Source organism: Planotetraspora sp. A-T 1434 (genome assembly GCF_025420585.1).
Taxonomy (GTDB): domain Bacteria; phylum Actinomycetota; class Actinomycetes; order Streptosporangiales; family Streptosporangiaceae; genus JAOEGB01.
The window spans coordinates 149,435-165,940 of record NZ_JAOEGB010000003.1; the positions used below are offsets into that span (position 1 = coordinate 149,435).

Consider the following 16,506-nt stretch of genomic DNA (forward strand, 5'->3'; position numbering starts at 1 on the left):
GGGGCGCTCTGCTCAGGCGGTGGGCCTGACCAGCGGGAAGAGAATCGTCTCCCGGATGTTCTTGCCGGTGAAGGCCATGATCATACGGTCGATGCCGGCGCCCATCCCGCCTGTGGGCGGCATGGCGTATTCCAGCGCCTGCAGGAAGTCTTCATCTAGTTGCATGGCCTCCATGTCACCGCCCGCGGCCAGGATCGACTGCTCGGTGAGGCGGCGGCGCTGCTCGACCGGGTCGACCAGCTCGGAGTAGGCCGTGCCCAGCTCGGTCCCGAAGCCGATGAGGTCCCACTTCTCGGTCAGCAGCGGGTTGTCCCGGTGCTGCCGGGTGAGCGGCGAGGTCTCCAGCGGGTAGTCCATGACGAACGTCGGCTGGACCAGCGTGTGCTCGACCAGCGCCTCGAATATCTCCTGGACGAGCTTGCCCTGGCCCCACTTCGGATCCCAGTGCGCCCCGGCCTTCTCCGCGTATTTCCGGACCTGGTCCAGCGGGGTCTCGGGGGTGACCTCCTCCCCGAGCGCCCTGGAGACCGAGCCGTACAGCGTGATCCTCGGCCATTCGGCCGACCCGAGGTCGATCTCCCGGCCCTCGTGGACGACCACCGACGTGCCCAGCGCGGCCAGGACGGCGTCCTGGTACATCCGCTGGGTCAGATCTGCCATGTCGTTGTAGTCCAGATAGGTGCCGTACGCCTCGAGCATGGTGAACTCGGGGTTGTGGGTGGCGTCCGCACCCTCGTTGCGGAAGTTGCGGTTGATCTCGAAGACCTTCTCGATCCCGCCCACCACGAGCCGCTTGAGGTAGAGCTCGATCGCGATGCGAAGGTAGAGCTCCATGTCGTAGGCGTTGATGTGGGTCTTGAACGGCCGGGCCGCCGCTCCGCCGTGGATGGGCTGCAGCATCGGCGTCTCGACTTCGAGGTAGCCCTCGTTGTGCCAGAAGTCGCGGACCGCCCGGACCGTGGCGCTGCGGATGTGCGCCATCTTCCTGGCCTCGTCGTTGACGATCAGATCCACGTAGCGCAGCCGTACCCGCGCTTCGGGATCGCTGAGCCCGGCGTGCTTCTCGGGCAGCGGACGCAGGCACTTGGAGGTGATCTGCCAGCGGTCCGCCAGCATCGAGAGCTCGCCGCGCCGCGAGGTGACGACCTCGCCTTCGACGCCGATGTGGTCGCCGAGGTCCACGTCGCGCTTCCACGCGGCCAGCGACTCCTCGCCGAGCTTGTCTAGCGAGAGCATGATCTGGATGTCGCCCGAGCCGTCGCGGATCGTGGCGAAGCAGAGCTTGCCGCCGACGCGCGACAGCATGACACGGCCGGCGACGCCCACGCGGTCGCCCGTGGACGCGCCAGGCTCGAGGCCGGCGTATTTCTCCCTGACCTCCGCGATGGTCGCGGTGCGCGGGAAGTTCACCGGGTAGGGGTCGACGCCCTCGGCGCGGAGCCGGTCGAGCTTCTCCCGGCGCACCCGCATCTGCTCAGGCAGCTCGTCCACAGTCACACAGCGTACAACGGATCATGTCCCCAACAGCTTGCGCACCCGGTCGCGGCCGACGGCGAGCAGCAGCGTGGGCAGCCGCGGCCCGGTCTCGCGGCCCACCAGCAGCCGGTAGAGCAGGGCGAAGAAAGTGCGCTGGGCGGCCTTCAGCTCGGGCGTCGCCGCCTTGGCGCTCAGGTCGAGCCCGGCCTGCATCTTCGGCACGCCGTACACGAGCGTGGTCAGGCCGTCCAGCGACCAGTGCGCCTCGAGGTTGTCCGACAGCAGCCGCAGCGACTCGCGCTCGATGTCGCCCAGGGTGTCGAGAAGCGCGGTGTCGGGCTCCTCCCTGACCTGCGTGCGCTCCTCGGCGGGGACGTAGGTGGTCACCCAGTGCTGGGCCCGGTCAAGCCGCGGCCGCAGCTCGTCGAGCCCTGAGATCTCGTGGTCGAACTCGCGCAGGATCCGCAGGGTCTGCTCCTCGTGGCCGGTGGTGATGTCCACGACCGAGGCGAGCGTCCGGTACGGCAGCCGCCGAGGCGTCTCACTGAGCGTCACCGACGCGGTGGACGTCGCACGGCGGTAGGCGGCCTGGTCGGCCGGGAGCGCGGAGCCGTCCGCAATCTTCTTGGACAGCGTGTCCCACTCGTCGTACATCCGCTGGATCTCCTGGTCGAAGGAGACCTTGAACGACTGGTTGGGCCGCCGCCGCGCGTACAGCCAGCGCAGGAGCGCGGGCTCCATGATCGACAGAGCGTCCGCCGGGGTCGGCACACCGCCCTTGGAGCTGCTCATCTTGGCCATGCCGCTGATGCCGACGAACGCGTACATCGGCCCGATCGGCTGGGCGCCGCCGAAGATCTCCCTGACGATCTGGCCGCCGACGACGAAGGACGATCCGGGCGAGCTGTGGTCGACGCCGGACGGCTCGAACACCACGCCCTCGAAGGCCCAGCGCATCGGCCAGTCGACCTTCCACACCAGCTTGCCGTGGGTGTGCTCGGCGAGCATCACCGTCTCGGCGTGGCCGCACGCGCAGGTGTAGGCCAGGGCCGTCGTCTCGTCGTCGTACGAGGTGACCGTGGTCAGGTCGCGGTCGCAGACCGAGCAGTAGGGCTTGTAGGGGTAGTAGCCGCCGACCCCGGAACCGTCGTCCTCACCCGCCGCCCCGGAACCTTCGAGCGCGGCGGCCTCCTCCTCGTCCACCGTCTTGGCCGCCGTCTTGGAACCGGGGTTCGCCTTGGTGCGGTACTGGTCGAGGATGGCGTCGATCGTCTTCCGCTCACGCATGGCGAGCAGGACCTGCTCCCGGTACGCCCCGGAGCCGTACATCTCGGTCTGACTGATGCCGCGGAACTCGACGCCCAGCTCGGCGAGGGCGGCGGCCATCGGCGCCTTGAAGTGCTCGGCCCAGTTCGGGTACGGACTGCCCGCAGGCGCCGGGACCGAGGTCAGCGGCTTGCCGATGTGCTCGCTCCAGGACGGGTCGACCCCCGCCGGGACCTTGCGGAACCGGTCGAAGTCATCCCACGACAGGATGTGCACACACTCGTGGCCGCGCCGCCTGATCTCGTCGGCCACCAGGTGCGGGGTCATCACCTCGCGCAGGTTGCCCAGGTGGATCGGGCCGGAGGGGCTGAGGCCGGACGCGCAGACGATGGGTTTGCCCGGCGCGCGCCGCTCGGCCTCGGCGATGACCTCATCAGCGAAACGCGCCACCCAATCGGCGTCCATCACGGCAGTCCTCTCTCAAGGGGTCCTGCCTTCTATGGTCCCGCACGCCGGGGAGTGGTTCCGTACGCAGGGGAGTGCCTCAGGTCGTGTTGCGGCTGTAGATGAGGCGCAGGCCGATCAGGGTCAGCCAGGGCTCGTGGACGTCGATCGTGCGGGCCTCGCTCACGACCAGCGGGGCGCCGCTCCCGGTGGCCACGACCGTGACGTCGTCCGGGTCATCGGCCAGCTCGGCCGTCATCCGGTCCACGATGCCGTCCACCAGCCCGGCGAAGCCGTAGATGATGCCGGACTGGAGGGCCTCGACGGTGTTCTTGGCGATCACGGACCGGGGGCGGATCAGCTCCACCTTGTGCAACTGGGCCCCCGCCGTGGCGAGGGCGTCGACCGAGATCTCCAGGCCGGGGGCCGTCACCGCTCCGACGTACTCCCCCCGCGCCGACACGGCGTCGAAGGAGGTCGCCGTGCCGAAGTCGACGATCACGCACGGCCCGCCGTACAGGTTGGCGGCGGCGAGGGCGTTGACGATGCGGTCGCTGCCGACCTCCTTGGGGTTGTCCATCCGGACGGGCACCCCGGTGCGGACGCCGGGCTCGACGACCACGGTCGTGACGTCGCCGTAGTAGCGGCGGGACATCTCGCGCATCTCGTTGAGCACCGAGGGGACCGTGGAGCAGATCGCGATGCCGCTGATGTCGGCGTCCTTGAGGATCGGCGACTGGCCGAGCAGACCCTGGAGGATGACGGCGATCTCGTCGGCCGTGCGGCGGGGGTCGGTCGCGATCCGCCAGTGCTCGATGACCTCTTCACCCTCGAACAGGCCAAGCACCGTGTGGGTGTTGCTGACGTCGATGGTGAGCAGCATTCCCTGATTATGCACCACGAAGATCCAGACCGACGTCCAGCACCGGAGACGAATGCGTCAGAGCGCCCACGGACAGATAGTCGACGCCGGTCTCCGCGACGGCCCGCGCGACGTCCAGGGTCAGCCCGCCGCTGGACTCCAGTCGCGCCCTCCCGCCGACCAGCCGTACGGCCTCCGCGAGCTGCTCGACCGTGAAGTTGTCGAGCAGGATCTCCTCGGCCCCCTCCGCCAGGGCGGGCTCGATCTGGTCGATCCGGTCCACCTCGACCTCGATGGGCAGGTCCGGGAAGGCCTGCCGTACGGCGCGGAAGGCCTCGGCGACCCCGCCGGCCGCGACGACGTGGTTGTCCTTGATCAGCGCGGCGTCGTGGAGACCCATCCGGTGGTTGACGCCGCCGCCGCAGCGCACCGCGTACTTCTCCAGGGCGCGCAGGCCCGGCAGAGTCTTACGGCTGTCGCGGATGCGGGCCTTCGTCCCGGCGACGGCGTCCACCCAGCGGCGGGTGGTGGTGGCGACGCCGGACAGGTGGGTGACGAGGTTGAGCGCGGTCCGCTCCAGGGTGAGGATGTCCCTGGTCAGGCCGCGGACGGTCATGAGGACGTCCCCGGGCCGGACCCGGTCGCCGTCCTTGGCGCGGCGCTCGATCACGGTCGCCGGCCCGGCCCGGCGGAACACCGCCTCGGCCACCGCGAGCCCGGCGACCACGCCGTCCGCGCGGGCGACCAGGTCGGCCACGGCGGTCTGCCCCGCGGGGATCGTGGCGGCCGAGGTCACGTCCTCCCCGGCCCCGAGATCTTCGTCGAGCGCGACGGACAGCAGGTGGTGAAGGCGCGTGGGGTCGATCCCCTGCGCGGCCAGCTCGGCGTCGAGGTCGTGAGCCTGGTGTCGCATGACCAGCCCTTCCGCTCCCAGGGAGATGTCGATGTGCAGCAGCCAATGGTCGTCGTCGCGCCCGGGATGGTCCTCGCGCCAGTGGGAGCCCCTGGTCTCCTCCCGCTCCGCCGCCGCGGCGACGAGGGCGGAGGCGACGGTGAGCAGGTTCGTGGCCTCCCAAGACTCCGTGCACGGCTCGACCGCGACCGGGGTCCAGCGGGCGTCGGACAGGGCGCGGGCGACCTCGGCGAGGCTCCGGTCGCTGCGCAGCACCCCGGCGCCGCGGCTCATGTGGTTCTGGATCCTGGATCTGACGCGGGGATCCACCAGCCCCTCGGGCCTGGCCGGCGTCTCGTGAGGCTCTTCCCGCTCGGCGCTCCGGGAGACCAGGTCGGAGGCGATGCGCTCGGCGAAGACGAGCCCTTCGAGCAGGGAATTGGAGGCCAGCCGGTTGGCCCCGTGGACGCCCGTGCAGGCCACCTCGCCACAGGCGTAGAGCCCGGGCACGGTGGTCCTGCCGTAGAGGTCGGTGCGGACGCCGCCGCTCGCGTAGTGGGCCGCGGGCGCGACCGGGATCGGCTCGGTGACCGGGTCGATGCCGTGCTCCCGGCAGACCGCGAGGATCGTGGGGAACCGGGTCCGCCATTTCTCCTCGCCGAAGTGCCGGGCGTCCAGGTAGACGTGGTCGGCGCCGGTCTCGCGCATCTTGCGGGTGATCGCCTTGGCGACGACGTCCCGGGGCGCGAGGTCGGCCAGTTCGTGGACGTCCCGCATGAACGGCTCGCCGCCGTGGTCGATCAGGACCGCGCCCTCGCCCCGGACCGCCTCCGACACGAGGGGCTGCTGGCCGGTCGAGCCCTCGCCGAGCCACAGGACGGTGGGGTGGAACTGGACGAACTCCACGTCCCTCACGATCGCCCCGGCGCGGAGGGCCAGTGCGACACCGTCGCCGGTGGAGACGACCGGGTTGGTCGTGGCGGCGTAGATCTGTCCCATGCCGCCGCTGGCGAGGACGACGGCGCGCGCGTTGGCCGCGCCCACGCCGTCTCTGGCGCCCTCGCCCATGACGTGGAGCGTCACGCCGCGCGCTTCGCCGCCGGCGTCCTGGATCAGGTCGAGGACGAGCGCGTGCTCGATGATCTCGATGCGCGGCTCCGCCAGGGCGGCCTCGACGAGCGCCCGCTGCACCTCCGCGCCGGTGGCGTCGCCGCCCGCGTGGACGATGCGGTTGCGCCGGTGGCCGCCCTCCCGGGTGAGCTGGAGCTCCCCGTCGGTGTCCCGGTCGAAGCGGGCGCCGTGGTCCATGAGCCGCTTCAGCGCGTCGGGGCCCTCGGTCACCAGGATCCGCACGGCCTCCTCGTCGCAGAGGCCGACGCCCGCGATGAGCGTGTCGTTGAGGTGCTCGTCGGGGGTGTCCTCGGGGTGGAGGACGGCGGCGATCCCCCCCTGCGCCCAGCGGGTGGACCCGGCGGACAGCACGTCCTTGGTGACGACCAGCACCCTGCCGGTGGGGGAAAGCTCGGTGTAGCGCAGGGCCACGGTCAACCCGGCGATCCCGGACCCGACCACGACGACGTCCGCGTCCACCGTCCATCCGGGATCGGGAGCCGTCAGCTTCCTCGGAATCGGCACCATTCGGGGGTCCGCCTTTCGTCAATATGACGATAACGCCCCCGGGTCGGCGCAATTCCCCCACCCCCTCCCCTTCTCGCCGTGATCATGCAAGGGTTCCCGTCGCCGTGATCATGCAAGGGTTCCCGCGCCCTCTCCCGACCTGCGACCACGGCAGCCGTGATCATGCACAAAGTCCCCTAGCGACCTTTGACCACGCGAAATGCAATTCGCGATCTGGCATATGCATGATCACGGCGGGCATCGCCGCACGTCAGAGGGCCAGCGAGGAACTGGCGCATGATCACGAATAAGAAACGCGGAGGTCAGCGTGGCCGTACGGGAACCCGTGCATGATCACGCCGAAGGGGGGAGGGGGATGATCACGTTGTCGATGAGGCGGGTGGTGCCGACCTTGGCGGCGACGGCCAGTACGGCCTCGCCCTCGTGGGCCTCCCCCACGGGCTTGAACGTCCTGGGATCGACCAGCTCGACGTAGTCCAGCGCGAGCGGCGGGTCGAGGCGTGCGGCATCGTCCAGTACGGCTCTCGCGGCCCGCAGGATCGCGGCCGGCCCGGCCTCCGCCGCGCCGGCCCGCAGCGCCTTGGACAGGGAGAGCGCGGTGGTCCGCTCCGCCGGCGAGAGGTACCGGTTGCGGCTGGACAGGGCGAGCCCGTCGGGCTCCCGCACGGTGGGCGCCCCCACGATCGAGACGGGCACGTGGAGGTCGGCCGCCATCCGCCGGATCAGCGCGAGCTGCTGGGCGTCCTTCTGACCGAAGATCGCGACATCGGGCTGGACGAGGTTGAGCAGTTTGAGCACCACGGTCAGCACGCCGTCGAAATGGCCCGGCCGGAACGCGCCCTCGGCGATCGTGCCCATCGCCCCCGAGGAGACGCCGACCTGGCGATCGGGGAGGTACATCTCCTCGGCCGACGGCGCGAAGACCACGCGCACGTTCTCCTCGGCGCACACCTCCAGGTCCGCGTCGAATGTCCGCGGATATCGCGAAAAATCCTCGTTAGGACCGAACTGAAGTGGATTGACGAAGATGCTCACCGCCACATGCTCGGCGTGCTCGTGCGCCAGCCGGATCAGCGAGCGGTGGCCCTCGTGCAGCGCCCCCATGGTGGGGACCAGGGCCAGCCGTCCCTCCCCCAGCGTGTCTCTCGCCTTGACCAGGTCGGCGCGGTCACCGGCGACGATCACGTCCATATGTTGCCTCCCAGCGCGTCCAGGAGGCGCTCGGCCGTCTCGGGCTTCAGCAGCCCGGCGGCCAGCGCCCGGTCCGCGGTGAGCCTAGCGAGGGCCACATAGGCGTCCGCCGCCTCGGGGGCGGCCAGGATGAGCGCGTCCACGTGCTTGCGCACGGTCCCCGCGTCGCCGCGCACGACGGGACCGGTCAGCCCGGCGATGCCGAGGCGCAGCACGTTGTCGAGCGCGGCGCCGAGCAGCGGGCCCAGCATCCGGCCGGGATGCTCGACGCCGATCTTCCCCAGCAGCTCCTGTGACTCGGCGATCAGCGTGACCATGTGGTTGGCGGCCCCGGCGATCGCGGCGTGATAGAGCGCCCGGTCCTGGTCGGCGATCCAGACCGGCTCCCCGCCCATCTCGATCACCAGCGCCTCCGCCACCGGCCGCAGCAGGACGGGAGCCGTCACGCCGAACGAGCACCCGGTGAGCTTGGTCAGGTCGTCCTCCCTGCCGGTGAAGGTCATCACCGGGTGCAGCGCCAGCGGCAGCGCCCCGGCCTCCGCCGCGGGGTCCAAAACGGCCAGGCCGTACGCGCCGCTGGCATGGACGAGCAGCTTGCCGCGCAGGTCGGCTCCCGTGGCGGCGAGCCCGGAGACCAGCCCCGGGAGCACGTCGTCCGGCACGGTCAGCAGGACGAGCTCGGACTTCCTGATCACCTCGTCCGGCCTGCTGAGCTCGACGCCGAGGCGGTCCGCCGCCCGCTTCCTCGACGCGTCGGAGACCCCGCTCGCGGCCACGACCCGGTGGCCGGCCAGTGTGAGCGCGGCCCCCAGAACGGAGCCGACCCTGCCCGCGCCGAGCACTCCTACGGCGAGCCGCGCCGGGCGATCACTTGTGTCCATGACGCCTCCCCTCGGCTCAGCGTAGCGGCGGCCGGCATGCCTGCCTGGCCTTGACCCAACGGTCGGATTTTGTCCCATTCCGCACCGGCATATGTTGAGCCCTGCGTACTGATGTGACTACTTTTCGTCATGGGTCGAGGCTTGGATAACGTGAGTCGATGTGTGGGTCACCTGGCGCGCGGCCATACGAGAGGCGCTTTACGGCGAAAGCGGCTTCTACCTGCGGGAACGGCCGGACCGGCACTTCCGGACGTCGGTGCACGCCTCCGCGGCCTTCGCCTCGGCCGTGCTCCGGCTGCTGGAGCTGACGGACGAAGCGCTCGGGCGTCCGCCCGTGGTGGACCTCGTGGACGTCGGCAGCGGCGACGGGCTGCTCGTCGCCCGCGTCCTGGCCTCCGCGCCGCCGGACCTCGCCGGGCGCCTGCGGATGACCGCCGTCGACCTCTCCCCGAGGCCGGAGGGCCTGGACGAGCGGATCGCCTGGGAGCCCGCCCTTCCCGATCAGGTGAACGGGCTGGTCATCGCCAACGAATGGCTGGACAACATTCCGGTCGACGTGGCCGAGCAGACGCCCTCGGGGCCGCGCCTCGTGCTGGTCGATCCCCGGACCGGTGACGAGCGGCTCGGGCCGGCCCCCGACGCCGGCGATCTCGGCTGGCTGGAGCGCTGGTGGCCGCTCCGCTCGGACGGCTGCCGCGCGGAGATCGGCCGCCCGCGCGACGAGGCCTGGGCCTCCGTGATCGTACGGCTCTCGCGCGGCACCGCCGTCGCCGTGGACTACGCCCACCGGAGGGACAGCCGGCCGCCGCTGGGCAGCCTGGTGGGCTACCGGAACGGCCTGTCCGTCCCCGCCGTGCCGGACGGGTCGTGCGACATCACGGCCCATGTCGCGCTCGACGCGTGCGCCGCCGCCGGAGAGCGGGCCGGGGCCACGGCCACCACGCTGACGACGCAGCGCGACGCCCTGCGGGAGCTGGGAATCCGGGGCGCCCGGCCGCCGCTCGATCTCGCCCACGCGGACCCGGCGACCTACCTCCGGGCGCTCAGCCGCGCGTCCGAGGAGGCCGAGCTGATCGACCCCTCGGGCCTGGGCGGCTTCGGCTGGCTCAGCCAGTCGCGCTAGGAACAGCTAGACCGTGACCTTCAGCGACTCCAGGCCGCGGATGATGTAGCCGGGCTTCCAGACCGGCTCCTCGGCGAGCTCCATCGCCGGGGCGGCCTTCAGCAGCGCGCCGAACGACTCGGCCAGCTCCACCCGGGCCAGCGGCGCGCCCAGGCAGAAGTGAATGCCCGCGCCGAACGAGATGTGCGGATTGTCCGCCCGCCCGACGTCGAGGCGGTCAGGGTCGGGGAAGACCTCGGGATCCCGGTTGGCCGAGCCGAAGAGCAGCGCGATCTCGACGCCCTTGGGGATCGTCACACCGCCGACCTCGATGTCCTCGAGCACCCAGCGCTCGAACATCTGCAGCGGCGTGTCCCACCGCAGCAGCTCCTCCACGGCCGTGGGCAGCAGGCCGGGGTCGGCGCGGAGCCTGTCCAGCTCGGCGGGGTTGCGGAAGAGGGACCACCAGCCGTTGCCGGTGACGTTGACCGTGGCCTCGTGCCCGGCGTTGAGCAGCAGCACGCAGGTGCCGATCAGCTCGTCCTCGGTCAGGCGGTCGCCTTCGTCGGCCACCTGGGCGAGGGCGGAAATGAGGTCGTCTCCCGGCTGGTCCCTGCGCGCCCTGGCCAGCTCGCGGAGATAATCGCCGAACTCCGACGCCGCCCGCACGGCGGTGTGCTGGACGTCCAGGGAGGGGTTGAGCTCGTACATCCCGCAGATGTCCGCCGACCAGGGCCGCAGCAGGTGCCGGTCGGCCTCGGGCACGCCGAGCATCTCGGCGATCACCGTCACCGGAAGGGGCTCGGCCACCTCCGCGAGGAGGTCGCCGCCGCCCCGCTCCGCGAGCCCCTCGGCCAGCTCGGTTGCGATCTTCCGGACCCGGGGGCGGAGCGACTCGACCATCCGGGGCGTGAACGCCTTGGAGACCAGGCGGCGCAGCCGGGTATGGACCGGCGGCTCCACGTCGAGCATTCCCGCGCGGATCACCCGCCAGAACGGCTCCTGGAACTCCGGCTCGGGCTCCCGGCCGAACGCCTCGTGCGAGGCCACGTGGAGGTAGGACCGGCCCAGCCGCCGGTCCCGCAGCAGCGCGTTGACGTCGGCGTGGCGGGCGATCAGCCACTGGCCGGTCGGCTCGAAGAAGCTCACCGGGGCGTTGTCCCGCAGCTCGCGGTAGACGTCGTACGGGTGAGCGACGAACTCGGGATTCCAAGGGTCAAACTGCACAAAGCAACCATACGTACGGCAGGCCGATGGTCGCACGGAGCCAGCTGCCACCTTCCCGGCCCGATTTTGGTAATCGCGCCTACCCACCGGCCTCCACCTGCGGGTTTGCCATGGGCAGGGGGCGTCCGGTTATAGTGCCGATCAGGTCATGAGTGCCAGCGTCAAGCCCCGGCTAGCTGGCCGGCAACCCTCGCGCTCGCGGCGGGGTGCCCCGGGTGAGGACCAGGTCCGGCGTGAGGTGCGCCGGGCAAGCGCGGGCTCCGCCGTACGACGCCATGGCCGGGGTCCCATGACCCGAGGAGGCAGGCGTTGTCCCCACTTTCCGTTCTCGCCCGTTCCGCCGTTTCCACCGACCCTTCCCGAGGCCTTTCCACCGACCCTTCCCGAGGCCTTTCCACCGGCCTTTCCACCGGCCGCCGGATCCCCGCGGTGCTCGGCGCGGACCTCCAGGTGCCGGTGAAGGGCGGCAGGCTCGTGCCGTACGCGAACCTCGACTACGCGGCCAGCGCCCCCTGTCTGGAGCCGGTGAACGCCGCCGTCGCCGCGGCGCTCCCGGCCTACTCGAGCGTCCACCGGGGAGCCGGGTACGCCTCGCAGCTCACGACCGCCAGATACGAGCAGGCGAGGCACACCGTGCGGGCCTTCGCCGGCGCCCGTCCGGACGACGCGCTGATCTTCACCCGCAACACCACCGACGCGATGAACCTGCTGGCCCGCAGCCTCCCCGACGGCACCACCGTCGTGGTCTTCGACACCGAGCACCACGCCTCGCTCCTGCCCTGGTCCGATGCCGTGCGGCTCGCGCCGCCCGCCTTCCCCGGCGAGGCGATCCGGGCGGCCGACGAGGCGCTGGCCGCCGTCGACGGCCCCGCGCTGCTGGTCGTCACCGCCGCGTCCAACGTCACGGGCGAGCTCTGGCCCATCGCGGGGCTGGCTCACATCGCCCACCGGCACGGCGCCAGGATCGCGGTCGACGCCGCGCAGCTCGTGCCCCACCGGCGGCTGAACCTGACCGCGCTCGACCTCGACTACGTCGCCTTCTCCGGGCACAAGCTCTACGCCCCCTTCGGCGCGGGCGCCCTGATCGGCCGGCCGGACTGGCTCGCGCAGGCCTCGCCGTACCTCCGCGGTGGCGGCGCGGTGAAGGCCGTCGCGGAGACGACCGAGTGGAGCGAGGACCCGGAGGCGCGGCACGAGGCCGGCACCCCCAACGTGCTCGGCGCGATCGCGCTCGCCGCGGCCTGCGACGCCCTCAGCGCCACCGGCTGGACGGTTCTCGTCCGCGAGGAGGAGCGGCTGCTGGCCCGCCTGCGCGCCGGGCTCGCCGGGATCGAGGGAGTCCGGGAGCTGTCGCTGTGGGGGCCCGACCACCCGAGGGTCGGCATCGTGTCGTTCGTGGTGGACGGCCGGTCCGCCCGCGAGGTCGCCGAGGAGCTGTCGTCGGAGCACGGCATCGGCGTCCGGGACGGCAAGTTCTGCGCGCACCCGTTCGTCCGCCACCTCCTCGGCACACCTGACGGCGGCTGCGACGACGACACGGCCAGCGCGGTGCGGGCCTCGATCGGCATCGGCTCGACCGAGGAGCACGTCGACCGCCTGATCGCCGCCCTGAAGCGCCTCGCCGCCTCCTGAACGGCCACCCGTTCCAGGCTCTTCGCCGTGCCGTATGGGCGTGGGAGCATGGCGGTATGACCGAAGAGGAGGGCCTCATCCGGGAACGCGTCGCCGGGATCGGCGCGGGGGCGGCGGCCGTCGAGGCGCGGGAGCTGGCCACCGAGGACATGATCCTCAACATCGGCCCGCAGCACCCGTCCACCCATGGCGTGCTGCGGCTGCGCCTCACGCTGGACGGCGAGCGGATCATCAAGGCCGAGCCCGTCATCGGCTACATGCACCGCGGCGCGGAGAAGCTGTTCGAGGTGCGCGACTACCGGCAGATCATCGTGCTGGCCAACCGGCACGACTGGCTGTCGGCGTTCGCCAACGAGCTCGGCGTCGTCCTCGCGGTGGAACGCATGCTCGGGATGGAGGTCCCCCAGCGGGCGGTCTGGGCGCGGACTCTGCTCGCGGAGCTCAACCGGGTGCTCAACCACCTCATGTTCCTCGGCTCCTATCCGCTGGAGCTCGGCGCGATCACCCCGGTCTTCTACGCCTTCCGCGAGCGGGAGACGCTGCAGCACGTCATGGAGGAGATCTCCGGCGGCCGCATGCACTACATGTTCAACCGCGTGGGCGGGCTGAAGGAGGACCTCCCGCTCGGCTGGCTCGACCGCGCGGCCGGGGCCGTGGCCGACGTGCGACGGCGCCTCCCGGACATCGATGACCTCGTCTCCGGCAACGAGATCTTCCTCGCCCGCACCAGGGGCGTCGGCGTGCTCGACCGAGAGACGATCATGCAGTATGGCGTGAGCGGCCCGATCGCGCGGGCGTCCGGGGTCGACCTCGACCTGCGGCGCGACGAGCCCTACCTGGCGTACGGCGAGCTGCCCGTCAAGGTCGTCACCCGGTCGGCGGGCGACTGCAACGCCCGCTTCCAGGTGCTGCTGGAGCAGGTGAAGGTCTCCCTCGACCTCGCGGACGCCTGCGTGGACCGGCTACGGCAGCTCCCACCGGGGCCGATCAACCAGCGGCTGCCCAAGATCTTGAAAGCGCCCGAGGGCCACACCTACGCCTGGACCGAGAGCCCGCTCGGCCTGAACGGCTACTACCTGGTGTCGAGGGGCGAGAAGACCCCGTGGCGGCTCAAGCTGCGCAGCGCGTCGTTCAACAACGTGCAGGTGCTGCGCGAACTGCTGCCGGGGAACCTCGTGTCGGACATGGTGGCGATCCTCGGCTCGATGTTCTTCGTGGTCGGCGACATCGACAAGTGATAGGAGGACTCAGTCCTCGTCTTCCGGCTTGCCCGGCACCCGGCAGCAGTACTCCAGGAACAGCGCGGCGCAGATCAGGGCCACGCAGGACACGAACGAGCCGCCCGCGATCAGCGCGTCCTGGCGCGGCTTCGGCAGGTCGAGCAGGTTGAGCACGTGCAGCACGAACCCGGCGAACACCCCGCCGAAGACCGCCCCCGCGTACGCCGTGGCCTTCGCGAGGGCCGCCAGGCGGGCGACGGCCAGCGGCTCGACCGGCTTGGTGTCGGGTTTGCGGAGGATCCGCGCGCGGGTCAGCCAGCCCGTGTACGCCTCGCCGATCGCGAGCAGCAGCACGGTCGGGATCGCCGTCCAGGGGACGGTCGGCAGCGCGGAGTAGGTCTGCTGCAGCAGGCCCCACGTGGCGAGCGCGAACACGACGACCAGGCCGACGAGCACGCCGGGATTGCTGGGCTTCACAGGGGGCTCCTCGTCAGGCCGGGGGTTCCAGGGCGAGGTCGCGGCGGAGCCGTACACCGCTCTGGTCGAGATCGGCCAGCAGGGCCGCGACGGACCCGCGCCCGGGGAGGACCGCGGCCGGGTCGGCCTGCGCCCACGGGACCAGCACGAACGCCCGCTCATGCGCCCGGGGATGCGGCAGGGTGAGCTCCGGGTCGTCCGACAGGAGGTTGCCCACCATGATCAGATCGACGTCGAGCGTCCTCGGGCCCCAGCGCTCCGCGCGCGTGCGGCCGAAGGCGTTCTCGATGTTGTGCGCCCGGTCGAGGAGCGAGCGCGGGTCCTGCATGCCCTCGCCGATGACCACGGCGTTGAGGTACGGATCCTGCTCGGGGCCGCCAACGGGATCGGTCTCGTACACCGGCGACACCGCCACGAAGGACAGCCCCGGCGCGTCGAAGAGGGCGTCGACCGCTCCCTGGAGGTAGTCGATCCGGCGGCCAAGGTTGCTGCCGAGCGCGAGCACGACCCTCATGCGCGACCCCTCCTGATCGTCACCACCACGTCGTCGAACGGCAGCGGGATGGGCGCCGCCGGTTTGTGCACGCTGACCTCCGCCTCCTCGACCAGGTGATAGGCCAGGCAGACGGACGCCAGCCGGTCGGCGAGGGTCTCGATCAGATTGACCGGCTCACCCTCGACGACCTTCACCAGTTCGACGGCGAGCGCGCCGTAGTCGACCGTCTTCGTCAGGTCGTCACCAGCGGCGGCCGGGGCGGTGTCCAGGAACAGCGTGACGTCAACGACGAACTCCTGGCCCAGCTCGCGCTCGGCCGGAAGGCAGCCGTGCCGCCCCCGGGCCCGCAGGCCGGCGAGCCGCACGGTGTCGGCGCGCCTTCCGCGCCCGGTCACGACTCGTCTTCCTCGTCGTCGTCGTCGCTCTGCAGCACGGGAGAGCCGTGGTAGAGCCAGAGCCGCCAGCCCGCCGGGGTCCGCACGAACGTGTTCGTCGCGACCACCCGGCCCGCCGCGAAGCCCGGCTCGTCGGTGTCGGCCGCCGTCAGGATGTTCTCCGCGCAGGTGAGAACCGCCACGTCGCCCAGGACCATGGTCTGCACATCGGTCAGCACGAACTGGATGTACGGCGTGTTCGCCATGATCAGCGCCCACGAGCGGAGCACCTCTGACCGCCCGCTCAGCATCGGCCAGCCCGGGTGGACGCACATGGCCACCCGGTCGGCGACGTCCTCGATCCAGATCTCCGACATCTTGTCGAGGTCGGCGCTCTCGATCGCGTTGTAGAACGCCTGGTTGAGCTCCTCAATGACCTTCATCGGCGTCCCTCATCGGCGTTCTGTCCGGCATGTCCTTCATCGGCTGCCCGCCACGCGGCCGCGACCCGCACGGCGTCGGCGTTGGGCCCGACCTGGTGCACCCGCACGCACCACGCGCCCGCCCTCGCGGCCAGCGCGGTGACCGCCAGGGTCGCGTCGTCGCTGCCGCTGAAGGGCCGCGGGGTCCCCTCGGCGTCCGCCAGCAGGCGCCCCAGGAAGCGCTTCCTGGACGCCCCGATGATCAGAGGGTGGCCGAGCTCGGTCAGCCGGCCGATGCCGGCCAGCAGAGCCCAGTTGTGCTGCGGCTTCTTGGAGAAGCCCAGCCCGGGGTCGAGCACGATCTGCTCCTCGCTGACACCCTCGGCCAGCACCGAGTCGACCCGCTTGCGCAGCTCCTCGGCCACCTCGGTCACGACGTCAGCGTAGATCGCCCGGCTGTCCATGTCGCGGCTGTGCCCCCGCCAGTGCATCACGACGTACGGCACGCCGGTCGCGGCCACCACGCGCGGCATCGCCGGGTCGGCCAGGCCGCCGCTCACGTCGTTGACGAGCTTCGCGCCGGCCTCGACGGCCGCCTCGGCGACCTCCGCCCGCATGGTGTCCACGCTGACCGTCACGCCCTCCTGGGCGAGGGCGCGGATCACCGGCTCGACGCGGCGCAGTTCCTCTTCCAGCGAGACCCTGGCGGCCCCCGGGCGGGTCGACTCTCCGCCGACGTCCACGATGTCGGCGCCCTCGCCGACCAGGTCGAGGCCGTGCCTGATCGCGGTGTCGACGTCGAACCACTCGCCGCCGTCGGAGAACGAGTCAGGCGTCACGTTGACCACGCCCATGACGAGGCAGCGCCCGGGGTCGGGCATGCCCGGCACGCGTCGTGTGGTCATC

At 71.3% G+C, this 16,506-nt stretch carries 15 protein-coding genes and 1 riboswitch; of the genes, 3 read left to right on the forward strand and 12 right to left on the reverse strand.

The genetic code is table 11. From position 1 onward, the window contains the following. Nucleotides 1-12: 12 nt before the first annotated feature. The 6 genes from lysX to N5079_RS05930 form a co-directional block, all read right to left on the reverse strand. Nucleotides 13-1,470: a bifunctional lysylphosphatidylglycerol synthetase/lysine--tRNA ligase LysX gene (lysX, locus tag N5079_RS05905; RefSeq protein ID WP_410007751.1), complete on the reverse strand. Its 1,458-nt coding sequence runs from the start codon at nucleotides 1,468-1,470 to the stop codon at nucleotides 13-15. 42 nt (nucleotides 1,471-1,512) lie between these two features. Beyond that, entirely contained in the window at nucleotides 1,513-3,207 is a 1,695-nt protein-coding gene (gene lysS, locus N5079_RS05910; RefSeq protein ID WP_261582454.1) for a lysine--tRNA ligase, read from the reverse strand. A gap of 79 nt (nucleotides 3,208-3,286) precedes the next feature. Further along, nucleotides 3,287-4,069 (reverse strand): type III pantothenate kinase, encoded by a 783-nt coding sequence (locus tag N5079_RS05915; protein ID WP_261582455.1) that lies wholly within the window; start codon nucleotides 4,067-4,069, stop codon nucleotides 3,287-3,289. Nucleotides 4,070-4,076: 7 nt separating this feature from the next. Continuing rightward, nucleotides 4,077-6,578, reverse strand: a complete 2,502-nt coding sequence (locus tag N5079_RS05920; RefSeq protein ID WP_261582457.1) for an L-aspartate oxidase — start codon at nucleotides 6,576-6,578, stop codon at nucleotides 4,077-4,079. A gap of 333 nt (nucleotides 6,579-6,911) precedes the next feature. Then, entirely contained in the window at nucleotides 6,912-7,769 is an 858-nt protein-coding gene (panC, locus tag N5079_RS05925) for a pantoate--beta-alanine ligase (protein ID WP_261582460.1), read from the reverse strand. Next, nucleotides 7,760-8,650: a Rossmann-like and DUF2520 domain-containing protein gene (locus N5079_RS05930; RefSeq protein ID WP_261582461.1), complete on the reverse strand. Its 891-nt coding sequence runs from the start codon at nucleotides 8,648-8,650 to the stop codon at nucleotides 7,760-7,762. The genes panC and N5079_RS05930 overlap by 10 nt, the downstream gene beginning before the upstream one ends. A 160-nt stretch (nucleotides 8,651-8,810) precedes the next feature. Here N5079_RS05930 and N5079_RS05935 point away from each other — a divergent pair, with 160 nt between their 5' ends. Continuing rightward, complete coding sequence (locus tag N5079_RS05935; RefSeq protein ID WP_261582462.1) at nucleotides 8,811-9,773, forward strand: SAM-dependent methyltransferase; 963 nt, start codon at nucleotides 8,811-8,813, stop codon at nucleotides 9,771-9,773. 6 nt (nucleotides 9,774-9,779) lie between these two features. On the opposite strand, the gene N5079_RS05940 is transcribed toward N5079_RS05935, so the two are convergent. Continuing rightward, a complete protein-coding gene (locus N5079_RS05940; RefSeq protein ID WP_261582464.1) occupies nucleotides 9,780-10,979 on the reverse strand; it encodes a cytochrome P450 in 1,200 nt (399 codons plus the stop codon). A gap of 144 nt (nucleotides 10,980-11,123) precedes the next feature. Then, nucleotides 11,124-11,239: riboswitch (SAM riboswitch) on the forward strand. Nucleotides 11,240-11,399: 160 nt separating this feature from the next. Here N5079_RS05940 and N5079_RS05945 point away from each other — a divergent pair. Next, entirely contained in the window at nucleotides 11,400-12,611 is a 1,212-nt protein-coding gene (locus tag N5079_RS05945; RefSeq protein WP_261582637.1) for an aminotransferase class V-fold PLP-dependent enzyme, read from the forward strand. A gap of 56 nt (nucleotides 12,612-12,667) precedes the next feature. Then, nucleotides 12,668-13,849 carry an NADH-quinone oxidoreductase subunit D gene (locus N5079_RS05950; RefSeq protein ID WP_261582465.1) on the forward strand — a complete coding sequence of 394 codons (1,182 nt, stop codon included), beginning with the start codon at nucleotides 12,668-12,670 and terminating at the stop codon, nucleotides 13,847-13,849. Between the two features lie 9 nt (nucleotides 13,850-13,858). On the opposite strand, the gene N5079_RS05955 is transcribed toward N5079_RS05950, so the two are convergent. From N5079_RS05955 to folP, 5 genes are read right to left on the reverse strand one after another with little or no spacing between them, the layout of a single operon-like run. Beyond that, the gene (locus N5079_RS05955; RefSeq protein ID WP_261582466.1) at nucleotides 13,859-14,308 is read right to left on the reverse strand and encodes a DUF3180 domain-containing protein; all 450 of its coding nucleotides are present in this window, start codon (nucleotides 14,306-14,308) and stop codon (nucleotides 13,859-13,861) included. 13 nt (nucleotides 14,309-14,321) lie between these two features. Further along, nucleotides 14,322-14,822 (reverse strand): 2-amino-4-hydroxy-6-hydroxymethyldihydropteridine diphosphokinase, encoded by a 501-nt coding sequence (gene folK / locus N5079_RS05960; RefSeq protein WP_261582467.1) that lies wholly within the window; start codon nucleotides 14,820-14,822, stop codon nucleotides 14,322-14,324. Continuing rightward, nucleotides 14,819-15,199, reverse strand: coding sequence for a dihydroneopterin aldolase (folB, locus tag N5079_RS05965; RefSeq protein WP_261582468.1), 381 nt, complete (start codon nucleotides 15,197-15,199; stop codon nucleotides 14,819-14,821). Before folB ends, folK begins: the two co-directional genes overlap by 4 nt. Further along, nucleotides 15,196-15,621, reverse strand: coding sequence for a nuclear transport factor 2 family protein (locus N5079_RS05970; protein WP_261582469.1), 426 nt, complete (start codon nucleotides 15,619-15,621; stop codon nucleotides 15,196-15,198). Before N5079_RS05970 ends, folB begins: the two co-directional genes overlap by 4 nt. Continuing rightward, on the reverse strand, nucleotides 15,618-16,505 hold the full coding sequence (gene folP / locus N5079_RS05975; protein ID WP_261582471.1) for a dihydropteroate synthase: 888 nt from the start codon (nucleotides 16,503-16,505) through the stop codon (nucleotides 15,618-15,620). The genes N5079_RS05970 and folP overlap by 4 nt, the downstream gene beginning before the upstream one ends. Nucleotide 16,506: the final 1 nt, after the last annotated feature.